Genomic DNA, 13,191 nt, shown 5'->3' on the forward strand with positions numbered 1-13,191 from the left:
GGTAGCAACATGCGATATCTAAATGAGGAAGCAATTGAAAATATAGCAGTAGGGGCAGCATTTTTAGGTACTGGCGGCGGAGGGGATCCATATATCGGAAAGATGATGGCTCTTTCAGCAATAAAAGCAAATGGTCCTGTCCAATTATTGTCGCCTGAAGAAGTAGAAAATGATGACTTTTTTATCCCAGCAGCAATGATGGGGGCACCATCTGTTTTGATTGAGAAATTTCCAAAAGGTGATGAATTCGTCCGTGTATTTCAAAAACTAGGTCAATATTTAAATAAAGAAGTAAAGGGAACATTTCCGATGGAAGCTGGTGGAGTCAATTCAATGATTCCTATAGTAGTTGCTGCACAGTTAGGTTTGCCGCTAATTGATTGTGACGGAATGGGGAGAGCATTCCCAGAACTACAAATGGTAACCTTTCATCTAAATGGTGTTTCTTCTACTCCAATGGCTATTACAGATGAAAAAGGGAATATCGGTATTATGGAAACAATTGATAATAAATGGACAGAGCGAATTGCAAGAGTAGCGACCGTTGAGATGGGAGCAAGCTCCTTAGTAAGTATCTATCCTTGTACAGGGGAACAGTTGAAAAAATATAGTGTGAAAAATATCATCACCTTGTCAGAAAAAATCGGACAAATTATTCGCTCCAATCGTGACGATGAATCGGGTAAATTAAGAGAACTATTAGAAATTACGAATGGCTATCATTTGTTTGACGGGAAAATTATTGATGTGGATCGCAATACAATGGGAGGATTTAATAGAGGCTGTGTAACGCTTGATGGTTTAGAAAACTACTTAGGAGAAAATGTGCAAGTGTTTTTTCAAAATGAAAATTTAGTAGCTCAAAAGAATGGAAAACCTCTTGCGATGACACCTGATCTAATTTGTTTAGTAGATTTAGAGACGTTGAATCCTATTACAACAGAATCTTTAAAATATGGAAAAAGAGTGAGAGTGCTAGCATTGCCTTCTGATCCACAATGGCGATCAGAAAAGGGGATTGAAACGGTTGGACCAAAGTACTTTGGTTACGATCTTTCCTATACACCATTAGAGGAACTTGTGAGAAAGGAAGTGTAATAGATGTATAAAATTGGTATTGATGTGGGAGGAACAAATACAGATGCTGTTATTCTGGATGAAAAGTTAAACTTAATTCATCAAGTCAAAATGCCTACAAGTGAAGATATAGAGTTTGGAATTGTTTCTGCTTTAAAAAAGGTATTAGAAGAATCAGGAATTGATCGACAAAAAGTAACGCATGCGATGTTAGGAACTACCCAATGCACCAATGCAATTGTGGAAAGAAAAAAACTAGCAAAAGTAGGGGTCATTCGCCTAGGCTATCCAGCAACCGCCTCTGTCCTTCCTTATACAGCTTGGCCAGAAGAAATGGTAGCTGTATTATCGGGGGAGTATCGCTTGGCATGTGGGGGATATGAGTATGATGGACAGTTACTTTCTCCATTTTCCGAGGAAGAAATACGGGGCATCTTGAAAGAATGGAATGGGAAAGTGGAAGCAATAGCAGTTATTGGGGTCTTTTCTTCCTTAAAAAATGATCAGGAGCTTCGAGTTGCGGAGTTAGTGGAGGAAGTGATGGGAGAAACAACTCCCGTATCTTGTTCTTCCTTAATCGGTTCTGTAGGTTTAATTGAAAGAGAGAATGCAACGATATTGAATAGCGCCTTATTTAAGGTGATTGCAACGACAAGCAATGGTTTTGAAAATGCGTTAAAGGAAGAAGGAATAAATGATGCACAAGTATTCCTCTGCCAAAACGATGGAACATTAATGTCTATTGATTATGCTCGTAAATTTCCGATTTTAACAATTGCTTGTGGACCGACGAATAGTATCAGGGGTGCTTCTTACTTAGCAGGAATCAAAGATGCAATGGTTTTAGATGTTGGAGGAACTACATCCGATATTGGTGTACTAACAGGTGGATTTCCTCGTGAGTCTTCGCTTGCAGTGGATGTAGGTGGTGTCCGTACGAATTTCCGTATGCCTGATATTATATCCATTGGTTTAGGTGGGGGAAGTATTGTTCGAGAAGTAAATAATGAAGTAACGATTGGACCAGACAGTGTAGGGTATCGAATTACAGAAGAAGCTCTGGTATTTGGTGGTGACACGCTTACAACAACAGATATTGCTGTTCGCTTAGGAGCGGCAGAGGTGGGTAATCCAGAATTAGTAGCTCATATAGATGAAGTATTTGCCAAACAAGCCTTTGAAAAAATAGCTGTAATGACGGAAGAGGCTATTGATAAAATGAAAACGAGTAATAATGATGCTACTGTAGTTTTAGTAGGCGGTGGAAGCATTATTATTCCACGACATTTAAAAGGAGTGAAAGAAATCATTCATGATGAGAATGGTGCTGTGGCAAATGCGATTGGAGCATCTATTTCTCAAATAAGCGGACAATTTGAGCAAATATATATTTATTCCCAAATTTCTCGTGAGGATGCACGAAAAGATGCGGAAGATAGGGCTAGACAACAAGCAATTTTAGCAGGTGCAAAAGTAGATACGATTGAGCTTGTGGAAATAGAAGAAATTCCATTAGCTTATCATCCAGGCAATGCTACAAGACTACGAGTGAAAGTGGTAGGCGAACTAACCTAATTTGCATATTTAAACGAGACGAAGAAGTGTAGGGGAAGAGAAAATGATCTTAGTCATTTTCTCTTTCTGTTTATATGTGCAATTATATCTGACTTTAAATAAATCCTTTCTTTGTTGCCTACTTTAAGAGGGTCTAAAATTCCTTTTTTAACACATTCGTGGATATATTGCCGAGTGCATCCTAATAGCTCGGTAACTTCTGAGGTAGAAATTAATTCATTTTCTAAATATTTTCGTAGCTCCATATCATATTCAAATTGAATCATGATAATCGTTCCAATCTTTTCATAATATTTTATTTAGTAGTACTATTCCATACCCAAAAATAAACTAACTAACCATTCCTACTCAAAATGTAAATGGAGCTAAGCTTCCTGTTTCTCTCTTACTACTATGTAGAATTTTCCGAATAATAGACAACAATTTTGATGTTGTTGCTAACTTAATAAAGTATATATTTTCCAAGTGAAAATAGATATAATGAGGAGAGGCATTTTAAATGAAGAAAGCCAAAAAAATGGAGGCAAATATGTTCAAAAATAAGTTAGGTAAGATAAGATCTGGTTGGATTATTTTGTTAGCTTTATTGGCCACAATGATAGCGCAATTGATTCTTTCAGCCCCAGGTATGTTTATAGCTGTCATTATTGAATCTCAAATTAATCCTGATATTTCTGATGAAATGATTGATCAGGTATTAGATGGTTCTCCCCTCTCTCTTTTGTCTCAGGGAATAGGGATGGTCGGCGGTATCGCAATCTTGTTTCTTTTATGGAAGTTTGTTAATAAGAAGAGAATTTCAGAAATGGGATTTAAAAAGTTTTCTCCAGATTTTTTCACTGGTTTAGCCCTTGGTGCAGTGTCTATCGTCGTTATCTTTTTTATTCTATTATTCACAAAAAATATAGAGATGGCTAATTCAATTGGTTCTCCAGATTTTTCTGCCTACACGATAGCTTATCTTTTGTTTTTTATTTTAGTAGGGTTTTCAGAGGAACTAACATATAGAGGTTATATTATGACAACTCTTACTGATAACGGGAACTCTAAGTCTGTTGTGTATATCGTTTCAGCGCTAATTTTTGGTGTGGCTCATTTATTAAATCCTAATGTAGCGATCCTCGGAATTGTTAATATTTTTCTAGTAGGACTCTTGTTTGCCTATATGTATGATAAGACAAAAAGCCTATGGATGCCGATTGGCTATCATATAACGTGGAATTATTTCCAAGGAAATGTATTTGGCTTCCCAGTTAGTGGTACGACGCCATATGGTCTTTACGGAATCGATGTTTCCATGGGAAATGATTGGTTAACAGGTGGTTCTTTTGGTCTAGAAGGAGGCTTTCTTGCGACTGTAATGATTGCTTGTGGCTTTTTGGTAACCAACTTATATACAAAGAAAAGATTGGCATAGTGTTTATTTAAAGCATGTTTAGAGAAAAAGTAATATTCTAATAGAATAATTGGTGAATATACGTTATAATAAGTCGAGTTAAAACAATAGTATAGTAAAATCCGTATACTACGGTGGAGGTTCTAGCTACCCTCTTTAAAAAACTAAGAAAAACAGGACTGCTTTCTTAGTAGTGCTGTTTTTTCTATATGAAGGAGATTTTAGAAATGAAAAATGAAAAAGCGGTTGTTGTATTTAGTGGTGGTCAAGATAGCACTACCTGTCTATTTTGGGCAATGAAAAACTTCAAAGAAGTAGTGGCTGTAACGTTTGACTACAACCAAAGACATATTACAGAAATTGAATGTGCGAAGAAAATTACCGAAGAGCTTGGCATTAAGCATCATATTCTTGATATGTCCTTGCTAAATCAGCTTGCGCCAAATGCTTTAACGAGAGACGATATTGCGGTTGAAGAAGGAAAAGATGGAGCATTACCCTCCACATTTGTTCCTGGACGCAATTTATTATTTATGTCATTCGCGGGTGTGTTAGCAAGCCAGATTCAAGCAAAGCATATCGTAACTGGTGTTTGTGAAACAGACTTTAGTGGTTATCCTGACTGTCGTGACATTTTTATTAAGTCGTTGAATGTAACACTAAATCTATCAATGGATAATCAATTTGTAATTCATACTCCACTTATGTGGTTAAATAAAGCAGAAACTTGGGAGCTAGCAGATGAACTAGGAGCCTTTGATTTTGTTCGAGAAAAGACACTAACCTGTTATAACGGCATCATTGCAGATGGCTGTGGAGAGTGTCCTGCTTGTAAGCTACGTCAAAAGGGCTTGGATGAATATTTAGCTATTCGAAAGGGGCTATAATTATATGCATAACTTTCGAATTGTAGATAAACTGCAAAAGTTTGGGGAAGATATTTCTTCTAAGCAATTAAAATATCATCATAAACGTGTCATGGTGAGTAAAGAATTCACCTTTGATGCAGCACATCACTTGCATGCCTATGAAGGGAAATGCATGAATCTTCATGGACATACGTATAAGGTTGTTTTTGGCATTAGCGGATATTTAGATGAACGTGGCCTAATGATTGATTTTGGTGATATTAAAAATATTTGGAAAAAGGATATTGAAATTTATTTGGATCACCGCTATTTAAATGAAACACTTCCGCTAATGAATACAACAGCAGAAAATATCGTTTATTGGATTTTTGAAAAAATGGAAGAAGCATTGAACAAGGATAAAATGAAGCAAGCAGATAATGGGGCAAGAGTGGAATTTGTTCGTCTTTATGAAACTCCTACTAGTTTTGCAGAAATGAGAAGGGAGTGGATGGAGAATGAGTAAAGTACCTGTAATGGAAATATTCGGACCAACGATTCAAGGAGAGGGAATGGTCATTGGTCAAAAAACGATGTTTGTCAGAACGGCAGGCTGCGATTATTCCTGTGCTTGGTGTGATTCTGCTTTTACATGGGATGGCAGCGGCAAAGAGCTAATTAAGCAAATGCAGGCAGAAGAAATATGGGATGAATTAGTTCGCTTAGGCGGCAATGGCTTCTCATTTGTGACCCTTTCTGGAGGAAATCCTGCTCTATTGAAAAATCTTTCCTTTCTGGTAGATTTATTAAAAGAAAAAGAAATAAAAATTGGCCTTGAAACACAGGGGAGTAGATGGCAGGATTGGTTTGTAACTATTGATGAACTAACTATTTCACCCAAACCACCAAGCTCTAAAATGAATACGGATTTTGACATATTAGATTCGATTATGCAAAGATTAAGAGATGCAAACCGAAGTAATCATATTAGTCTAAAAGTTGTTGTATTTTCAGACGAAGATTATGAATATGCGAAGAAAGTTCATCTGCGTTATCCAGATGTTCCTTTTTTTCTGCAGGTCGGTAACGAAGATAATAAAACAATCGATAACGCGCAATTAGTACAGCAATTACTGACTAAATACGAGTGGCTGATTGATAAGACAATGCTTGATAATGAATTCAAAAATGTAAAGGTACTTCCACAGCTGCATACGTATATTTGGGGAAATAAGCGTGGAGTGTAGATAAGCTGGAAGGTATTTAGGAGGATTTGGGAATGAGTAAAATTAATATTCCTCAAATAGAGGAGGCAATTCGCTTATTATTAGAAGCGGTTGGAGAGGATCCAAACAGAGAAGGCTTATTGGATACTCCAAAACGTGTAGCAAAAATGTATGAAGAAGTTTTTTCTGGTCTTACCATCGATCCAAAAGAATATTTTGAAACGATTTTTCATGAAGACCATGAAGAATTGGTATTAGTAAAGGATATCCCTTTTTACTCGATGTGTGAGCATCACTTAGTTCCTTTTTACGGAAAAGCACATGTAGCTTATATTCCTAAGGGAGGAAGAGTGGCTGGGTTAAGTAAGCTTGCTAGAGCAATCGAGGCAGTATCGAAACGCCCACAGCTACAGGAACGAATTACATCCACGGTTGCAGATACAATGATGGAAACACTAGAGCCACATGGTGTGATGGTTGTTGTGGAAGCAGAGCATATGTGTATGACCATGCGTGGTGTGAAAAAGCCTGGGGCTAAAACAGTTACTTCTGCTGTTCGTGGTGTTTTCCAAACAGACAGTAATAAGCGTGCAGAAGTATTTGCGATGATAAAATAAGTTTGATATTTGTATTAAATTTTTGAAAAAATCCTGTGATTAGCAGGATTTTTTTTTTATAACTCATATGCTTTTTAATAAACCTTGCATATAGAAGTGAGAAATTTTGTAAGAATAAAAGGAACTTTTCTATCTATTAACCAGTCTTTATAGATAAAGGGAGGTGTTCGAAATCAGTACATTAAACGAAAGAAAAATTTATGAACTCTTTTTTGAAAAGATATATAAAACAACTTATTATATTCTAAAAAATGAGGAGCTAGCGAAAGATGCTACACACGATACCTTTATAAAGGTGTTTAAAAATTTAGGGAAAATAAATAAACACACAAGTATGAACGCTTGGATAACTACGATTGCTACACGTACTGCCATTGATATCTATAATAAAAACAAAAGACAATCAGCCTATACGTTTGAAGAAGAAAACTATGTCTTAAATTCTGATGAATTTAATTATGAGAAGGATGAATTAGAACTTTATTTAGCTAACTTACCACCCGAACAGAAACAAGTCTTAGTTTTAAAGTATATGGATGATCTGACGGAGAAAGAAATAGCTAACCTACTTTCAATTAAATTAGGAACAGTCAAATCAAGAATATTCCGTGCAAAACAAAAAATATATGAACAGTACCAAACAGGAGGTGAGGGAAGAATTGAAGAATAATCAAGAAAAAGTAATAAAGGACCGATTAGAAAAGGAATTTAACTCTATTAAAGTACCTAATGGAATGAAGGAAGAATTATGGACACAGGTCTCTTCGACTCGGAAGAAGAGTGGAATAGCTTCCAGAATATTCCCATATATAGCCGCCGTAGCATTTATCTTTATCGTAATACCACTTGGGCTAAGTGTATTACCTTATGATTCAGAACCCATGCCAAATGATCATGAGAATATAAAAACAATTGAAGCTGTTATAAAAAATAACTTTACAAGTCCAGACGATGAATGGGAAAAAATAATGAATAATACGGATACAGAAGAGGAGGGAGAAATTAAAGGATTAAGAGAATATGAAGAGGATTTATATAGAGAATATTTTGCAAGTGATGAGGCATTTGATGAATATGTATCACGCTATGGTTCCGTAGTATGGATTGAACCGGAGAGACATCATTACAAGTTAAGGGCACTGGATATTAAATGTGAAAAAACCAATTCAGATGAGATCATTTATAATTTTTCTGCGAAAGTAGAGTATCAAAAGGAAGGCAGTAGTTCAGCAGCAGTGGGAACGATTACTGGGCAAGCAAATCTAAATGAAGAACATAAAATAGAAGTTATGAAAATCAATTACTTTGACCTTATCGATCAATTAAGTAAATAAAACTTAATAAGAAAGGTGATTTCGTAAAAATTGTTCCTTTTGAAGCGTATTTTTTAATCTGTCAATGTTAGACACTCAATCTTAATTTTTAAGGGAAGTAGGGGAAAGAAAGTGCCTAGAGCGTATTGATACGAACCTGATTTTATACCTAACTTCATAGTAAACAGCAAACTATGTGAAATAGTCAAAATAAAAAGCAAAGCCCCTACGAATTGATAAGAGCTTTGCTTTTTTCTATTACGCAATATTTTCAGAAGCGTCAATCTCATTAGAATGATACTGCTTCGTATCTAATTCACCTAATGTTTTACTTGTTACAACACCAGAAACCATCGATCCACTTACATTCAAAGCAGTACGCCCCATATCAATTAGTGGTTCAACGGAAATTAATACCCCGGCTAAAGCAACTGGTAGGTTTAAAGTAGAGAGAACGATTAATGTTGCAAAAGTTGCTCCTCCGCCAACTCCAGCTACCCCAAAAGAACTGATCATAACAACAATGATTAAAGTTGCGATGAAAGAAGGGGATAAAGGATTAATCCCTTGTGTCGGTGCAATCATAACTGCAAGCATTGCTGGATAGATTCCCGCACAGCCGTTTTGCCCAATGGATACTCCAAAGGATGCAGAGAAGTTTGCAATGGATTCAGGAACACCTAATTTATTTTTTTGTGCCTCAATGTTTAATGGCATTGTTCCAGCACTTGTTCGTGATGTAAAAGCAAAAGTAAGAACAGGCCAAACCTTTTTCACATATTGTTTTGGGCTTAGTCCCATAATAGCAAGAATGATTAAATGAACAATAAACATCGCGATTAACGCAACATATGAAGCAATAACAAATTTACCTAGCTTCACAATGGCATCAAAGTTACTTCCTGCAACGGTCTTTGCCATTAATGCAAGGATTCCATATGGAGTTAATCGCAGCACTAATGTTACAATTCGCATAACAACCGTATGTATAGCCTCGACGATTTTTTGGAAAAATGCTGCCTGTTCTGGATTTTTTCTTTTAATACTAAGGAATGCAACCCCAACAAATGCTGCGAAAATAACTACTGCTATCGTAGATGTTGGTCTAGCACCTGTTAAATCTTGAAATGGGTTAGCAGGTAAAAAGCTAAGAATTTTTTGTGGTACAGTCGTGCTTTGTACTTCTCCTAAAGTTTCTTCTAATTGTTGTCCACGAAGAATTTCAGCATCGCCAGCACTTACATCAATTGCTTTTAAGTCAAAGCCAGCAGTTGTAGCAATTCCAATTCCAGCAGAAATAGCTGTTGTAATTAATAGTGTTCCAATTACAAGGCCACTGATTTTCCCAAGATTAGCTGATTTTTCAAGCTTAGTAAATGCTGCAATAATCGAAATAAATACTAGTGGCATAACAATCATTTGCAATAGCTTTACATATCCGCTTCCGACTAAACCAAACCAATCATTCGTGATGGTAATTACTTCAGAAGTCGGCTCATAAAACAATTGTAGGATGGCCCCGAATATTATACCAAGTCCTAATCCTGTAAACACACGTTTGGAAAAGGAAATATGTTTCTTTTGCATATAGAAAAGAACACTAAGCAAGATAAGTAAGATAATAATGTTTAAAATAGCAAATAAATTCAATACTATGTCCTCCTTTAAAAATATAATTCCTATAGGTTAAATAGGGATTAAGTAAATTCTTTAAAAGATTACCATTATTTATCACATTTGTAAATATAAAATTTTAAAATATGGGAAGGATTAGATACAAAATAGCTAAGGTGTTTTTGTTGTTGCTAATTCGATAAAGTAGCGAGGGGAAGATAAAATCATTTAGTATAGTGTTTGTTATACACCTTTCTGGTAAAATAAATAGCAAATAAGGCTATATGGGGGGATAGGATGTATACAATCGATTACCATTCTCCAATTGGAGTAATAGAAATAAGCGGGACGGAAAAGGCTATTTATTCTATCTTGTTTTCGGAGAAAGAGCAAGTAGAAAATGTGATTGATGCATATACACCAAATGTGTTAGTTGCGTGCTTCAAGCAATTAGATAACTATTTTAAGGGGAAGCGCCATGACTTTTCTTTTGCGATGGAAATAGAGGGTACTCCTTTCCAAAAGCAAGTTTGGAACGCGTTAACGACTATTCCGTATGCTGCTACTGGATCCTATAAAGATATTGCCAACAACATAGGGAATGAAAAGGCAGTCCGAGCAGTTGGAAGTGCAAATGGCAAAAATAAACTATGTATTGTCATTCCATGTCATCGAATTATTGGTGCAAATGGAACGTTAACTGGGTATGCGGGTGGCTTATGGAGAAAAGAGTGGCTGCTTAGTCATGAGCAGAGATATAAACTAATAATCTAATAAGGAAAAGGAAAGAAGCAGAAAATCCTCTATTAATAAGAAAATTTTCTGCTTCTTTTTTAGAACTTTAAAAAGCTCTATAATAGTACCAGCTCCACCTGCGCTGAGTACGATGATAACCACTGATGTTATCCAACCTAGTTTACATTATATTTGAAAACGATTACAAAAGCAAACATTGTGAATGGATGAGCGAATTTGTCCGAATATTACTAATAATTAGGATGATATTCCCATTTATTATAAGAAAGACAAAAGGGATGCTTTTAAGGATTTTTCACTTGGATTTTTAGCATAAATTAAAGGTAATAGAAAATCCTATAGGAAAAAGGGAGGTACTTTTATGGAAGAGCAAAAAGGAACTAAGCTACCCAACTTTGATAGCTTAACAGATAGGGTTATAGCAGAAAATTCAGAAGTGCCTAGTGTATCAATTAAAACAAATCTTGACCCTGAAAATGTACTGGAAGATAATCCTTATTTTGATAAGTCGAAAACATACAGTGAAGAAGAATTGGAGAAGTTAAAGAAATTTTTTGGTGGGTAGAAACAAAATTTTCCATAGAAGAAACTTAATGACTTATAAAACGATGCTCCTTGTGTAGATGATTCCTGACTTGTTTTACTTCCTAAGTCTACTACCAAGGAGTTTTTTTATTTTCAAGGAAGAGACTAGTTTCACCTGAGTTTCTTTTCTTGCTTTTTTGTACAGAAAGTGATTAAATGTATATACTTGTTTTTTATACTATACGGTATAAAAAAGAGATGGGATTGCTGATGATAGTCCTTGTTGGGATTAAATTATCTGCTGTTAGATCATAAAATGAAGTAATATTTTTTGATTTACTATTAATGGGAACAATTACAAAATCATCGTTTATATATAGCTAATGGAGAAATGAGAAAGGAGGAGCTGAAAAATGGGGATTGTAGTCGTAGAAATTTGTGATGGAAGCTTGATTACTGAAATAGATTTAGAAAAAATCATAGAATCAAAATATCCAGAAGTTGCAGTGATTGAAAGCAGCTGTCTTTCATTTTGTGGGATGTGTGCGAAACGACCTTATGCCATTGTGAACGGAAAAAGGATTTTTGCGAAAACCACAGAAGAATGCCTCCAATTAATTATGAAGCAAATTGAAGCGGAACTAGCTATTTTTGCATAATATATTTTTAAAAAAAGGGAAGTCTTTAAGTGAGTAACGCTTAAGGCTTCCCTTTTCTATTGCTCCGAATATGGAAATATCCTCATTTTAAGATACAAACTGCACTAAAAATTTACAGTGATTATCTCCTTCTGTGCGACAGTATGTTCTGCTAACTGTATTTGTTCCTAGGACGTTTTTTAGCATTTCTGTCTCACAGCGACAGGCTACTTTAAACTCCTTAGCTACTTCTAAGATAGGACAATTGTATTCCGTTATTTCAAAAGTATGGTCGTCCACTTTCGACAGATCCGCCATATACCCTTTTTCATTTTGAATCTCAACCATTTCCAGCATTTTTTCAGAAGGGGTCTTGTCACTCATGCGCGAAATATATTCATTTGTAAGACGTTCTTCCCGTTTATTAAATAACTGCTGAACCGAATCATCTCCATATAGTTCTTTCACATCATGCAATAAATCTATACTAATTCCTTCATAGCTTTTCGGGAAAAAAAGCTCTGCTCTTTCCGCCAGAGTATAGCTTTGAATAGGTCGTCCCATTGGCTGTTTTACTAGTTCGGATTGAATCAATCCATCTTTTTCTAATATCGTTAAGTGCTTTCGCACGGCCATATGTGTAATTTGCAAGCGATCTGTAAAATCATTTACCGTTAAAGCTCCTTCTTTTTTAAGGAAATGAAGGATTTTATCTTTTGTAGTTTTTTGTTTAGTTGTCATCATAAACCTCCATTCTATACATTGGAGAGAAAAATATAAGCAAATTAAAATGTAGTAAAATTTATTATACCATATAGTATAAAATGTTGAAAGCAGTTAATGTGTACGAAGGCTGTAAAGATTTATTTACATAAATTCAAAAGATAAAATGATTGATTTTTTTCTTTTCTTGGTTTATTGTTTAATTATACTTTTTAAACCAATAAGTATAAAAATAAAAATAATGGAGGAATTACAAATGACTACATATTCATTACCAGCTTTATCTTACGAATTTACTGCTTTAGAGCCGCATATCGATCAACAAACAATGGAAATCCATTACGGAAAACATCATCAAACATACGTAAATAATTTAAATGCAGCTCTTGAAGGGCAGGAAGCATTACAAGCAAAATCATTAGAGGAATTATTAAGTAATCTTGATGATGTACCAGAACAAATTAGAACTGCTGTTAGAAATAATGGTGGCGGTCATTTAAATCATTCTTTATTTTGGGAAGTAATTGCACCAGCTACAGATGAAAATGCTCCTTCTGGTGAATTAGCAGAGGCAATCACTAAAGCATTTGGAAGCTTCGATACATTTAAACAACAATTTACTGCAGCAGCTACAACTAGATTTGGATCTGGTTGGGCATGGCTAGTTGTTGACCAAGAAGGAAACTTGAAAGTAACAAGCACACCAAATCAAGATAATCCAATTATGGAAGGAGAACGTGCAATCCTAGGCTTAGATGTTTGGGAGCATGCTTACTACTTAAATTACCAAAACAGAAGACCTGAATACATTTCCAATTTCTTCTCTATTATTAATTGGAGCGTAGTTGCTGATAAATTTGCTAATAATAACTAATAAGATGAA

General features: G+C 35.3%; 16 protein-coding genes. 13 read left to right on the plus strand and 3 right to left on the minus strand.

The features are described from left to right. The first annotated feature begins 9 nt into the window (after nt 1–9). Both AB3U99_RS08225 and AB3U99_RS08230 read left to right on the plus strand, forming a co-directional pair. A complete protein-coding gene (locus tag AB3U99_RS08225) occupies nt 10–1,098 on the plus strand; it encodes a DUF917 domain-containing protein (protein ID WP_400246800.1) in 1,089 nt (362 codons plus the stop codon). Between the two features lie 3 nt (nt 1,099–1,101). Further along, the gene (locus AB3U99_RS08230) at nt 1,102–2,652 is read left to right on the plus strand and encodes a hydantoinase/oxoprolinase N-terminal domain-containing protein (RefSeq protein ID WP_400246801.1); all 1,551 of its coding nucleotides are present in this window, start codon (nt 1,102–1,104) and stop codon (nt 2,650–2,652) included. 53 nt (nt 2,653–2,705) lie between these two features. On the opposite strand, the gene AB3U99_RS08235 is transcribed toward AB3U99_RS08230, so the two are convergent. After that, complete coding sequence (locus AB3U99_RS08235) at nt 2,706–2,918, minus strand: helix-turn-helix transcriptional regulator (protein ID WP_400246802.1); 213 nt, start codon at nt 2,916–2,918, stop codon at nt 2,706–2,708. Nucleotides 2,919–3,151: 233 nt separating this feature from the next. On the opposite strand from AB3U99_RS08235, the gene AB3U99_RS08240 reads away from it, so the two are divergent. From AB3U99_RS08240 to AB3U99_RS08270, 7 genes are all read left to right on the plus strand, one after another. Further along, entirely contained in the window at nt 3,152–4,069 is a 918-nt protein-coding gene (locus AB3U99_RS08240; protein ID WP_400246803.1) for a CPBP family intramembrane glutamic endopeptidase, read from the plus strand. Between the two features lie 188 nt (nt 4,070–4,257). Then, nucleotides 4,258–4,935, plus strand: coding sequence for a 7-cyano-7-deazaguanine synthase QueC (queC, locus tag AB3U99_RS08245; protein ID WP_400246804.1), 678 nt, complete (start codon nt 4,258–4,260; stop codon nt 4,933–4,935). A gap of 4 nt (nt 4,936–4,939) precedes the next feature. Beyond that, nucleotides 4,940–5,422, plus strand: coding sequence for a 6-carboxytetrahydropterin synthase QueD (queD, locus tag AB3U99_RS08250; RefSeq protein WP_400246805.1), 483 nt, complete (start codon nt 4,940–4,942; stop codon nt 5,420–5,422). Further along, nucleotides 5,415–6,143: a 7-carboxy-7-deazaguanine synthase QueE gene (gene queE / locus AB3U99_RS08255; protein ID WP_400246806.1), complete on the plus strand. Its 729-nt coding sequence runs from the start codon at nt 5,415–5,417 to the stop codon at nt 6,141–6,143. The genes queD and queE overlap by 8 nt, the downstream gene beginning before the upstream one ends. A gap of 32 nt (nt 6,144–6,175) precedes the next feature. Next, entirely contained in the window at nt 6,176–6,739 is a 564-nt protein-coding gene (folE, locus tag AB3U99_RS08260) for a GTP cyclohydrolase I FolE (RefSeq protein WP_400246807.1), read from the plus strand. A gap of 163 nt (nt 6,740–6,902) precedes the next feature. After that, nucleotides 6,903–7,409, plus strand: a complete 507-nt coding sequence (locus tag AB3U99_RS08265) for an RNA polymerase sigma factor (RefSeq protein ID WP_400246808.1) — start codon at nt 6,903–6,905, stop codon at nt 7,407–7,409. Further along, nucleotides 7,399–8,073, plus strand: coding sequence for a hypothetical protein (locus tag AB3U99_RS08270; RefSeq protein ID WP_400246809.1), 675 nt, complete (start codon nt 7,399–7,401; stop codon nt 8,071–8,073). The genes AB3U99_RS08265 and AB3U99_RS08270 overlap by 11 nt, the downstream gene beginning before the upstream one ends. A gap of 237 nt (nt 8,074–8,310) precedes the next feature. On the opposite strand, the gene AB3U99_RS08275 is transcribed toward AB3U99_RS08270, so the two are convergent. Then, nucleotides 8,311–9,702 (minus strand): L-cystine transporter, encoded by a 1,392-nt coding sequence (locus tag AB3U99_RS08275; protein ID WP_400246810.1) that lies wholly within the window; start codon nt 9,700–9,702, stop codon nt 8,311–8,313. Nucleotides 9,703–9,963: 261 nt separating this feature from the next. On the opposite strand from AB3U99_RS08275, the gene AB3U99_RS08280 reads away from it, so the two are divergent. The 3 genes from AB3U99_RS08280 to AB3U99_RS08290 all read left to right on the plus strand — a co-directional run bounded on the left by AB3U99_RS08280 (nt 9,964) and on the right by AB3U99_RS08290 (nt 11,606). Beyond that, complete coding sequence (locus tag AB3U99_RS08280; RefSeq protein WP_400246811.1) at nt 9,964–10,440, plus strand: methylated-DNA--[protein]-cysteine S-methyltransferase; 477 nt, start codon at nt 9,964–9,966, stop codon at nt 10,438–10,440. A 343-nt stretch (nt 10,441–10,783) separates the two neighbouring features. Further along, nucleotides 10,784–10,987: a hypothetical protein gene (locus AB3U99_RS08285; protein WP_400246812.1), complete on the plus strand. Its 204-nt coding sequence runs from the start codon at nt 10,784–10,786 to the stop codon at nt 10,985–10,987. A gap of 373 nt (nt 10,988–11,360) precedes the next feature. Further along, nucleotides 11,361–11,606, plus strand: a complete 246-nt coding sequence (locus AB3U99_RS08290) for a DUF1450 domain-containing protein (protein WP_031538771.1) — start codon at nt 11,361–11,363, stop codon at nt 11,604–11,606. An 87-nt stretch (nt 11,607–11,693) separates the two neighbouring features. Here AB3U99_RS08290 and AB3U99_RS08295 read toward each other — a convergent pair whose 3' ends face one another. Continuing rightward, complete coding sequence (locus tag AB3U99_RS08295; protein ID WP_400246813.1) at nt 11,694–12,326, minus strand: helix-turn-helix transcriptional regulator; 633 nt, start codon at nt 12,324–12,326, stop codon at nt 11,694–11,696. Nucleotides 12,327–12,564: 238 nt separating this feature from the next. Here AB3U99_RS08295 and AB3U99_RS08300 point away from each other — a divergent pair, with 238 nt between their 5' ends. Beyond that, nucleotides 12,565–13,182: a superoxide dismutase gene (locus tag AB3U99_RS08300; RefSeq protein WP_400246814.1), complete on the plus strand. Its 618-nt coding sequence runs from the start codon at nt 12,565–12,567 to the stop codon at nt 13,180–13,182. The last annotated feature ends 9 nt before the right edge of the window (nt 13,183–13,191 follow it).

Source organism: Niallia tiangongensis (assembly GCF_044704065.1).
Taxonomy (GTDB): Bacteria; Bacillota; Bacilli; order Bacillales; family Cytobacillaceae; genus Niallia; species Niallia tiangongensis.

What these genes read in the sequence shown, in the direction of transcription:
- queE (WP_400246806.1), top strand. Translation starts at nt 5,415, where the DNA reads ATGAGTAAAGTACCTGTAATGGAAATATTCGGACCAACGATTCAAGGA.
- AB3U99_RS08225 (WP_400246800.1), top strand. Translation starts at nt 10, where the DNA reads ATGCGATATCTAAATGAGGAAGCAATTGAAAATATAGCAGTAGGGGCA.
- AB3U99_RS08235 (WP_400246802.1), bottom strand. Translation starts at nt 2,918, where the DNA reads ATGATTCAATTTGAATATGATATGGAGCTACGAAAATATTTAGAAAAT.
- folE (WP_400246807.1), top strand. Translation starts at nt 6,176, where the DNA reads ATGAGTAAAATTAATATTCCTCAAATAGAGGAGGCAATTCGCTTATTA.
- AB3U99_RS08280 (WP_400246811.1), top strand. Translation starts at nt 9,964, where the DNA reads ATGTATACAATCGATTACCATTCTCCAATTGGAGTAATAGAAATAAGC.
- AB3U99_RS08290 (WP_031538771.1), top strand. Translation starts at nt 11,361, where the DNA reads ATGGGGATTGTAGTCGTAGAAATTTGTGATGGAAGCTTGATTACTGAA.
- AB3U99_RS08285 (WP_400246812.1), top strand. Translation starts at nt 10,784, where the DNA reads ATGGAAGAGCAAAAAGGAACTAAGCTACCCAACTTTGATAGCTTAACA.
- queC (WP_400246804.1), top strand. Translation starts at nt 4,258, where the DNA reads ATGAAGGAGATTTTAGAAATGAAAAATGAAAAAGCGGTTGTTGTATTT.
- AB3U99_RS08240 (WP_400246803.1), top strand. Translation starts at nt 3,152, where the DNA reads ATGAAGAAAGCCAAAAAAATGGAGGCAAATATGTTCAAAAATAAGTTA.
- AB3U99_RS08300 (WP_400246814.1), top strand. Translation starts at nt 12,565, where the DNA reads ATGACTACATATTCATTACCAGCTTTATCTTACGAATTTACTGCTTTA.
- AB3U99_RS08230 (WP_400246801.1), top strand. Translation starts at nt 1,102, where the DNA reads ATGTATAAAATTGGTATTGATGTGGGAGGAACAAATACAGATGCTGTT.
- AB3U99_RS08295 (WP_400246813.1), bottom strand. Translation starts at nt 12,326, where the DNA reads ATGACAACTAAACAAAAAACTACAAAAGATAAAATCCTTCATTTCCTT.
- queD (WP_400246805.1), top strand. Translation starts at nt 4,940, where the DNA reads ATGCATAACTTTCGAATTGTAGATAAACTGCAAAAGTTTGGGGAAGAT.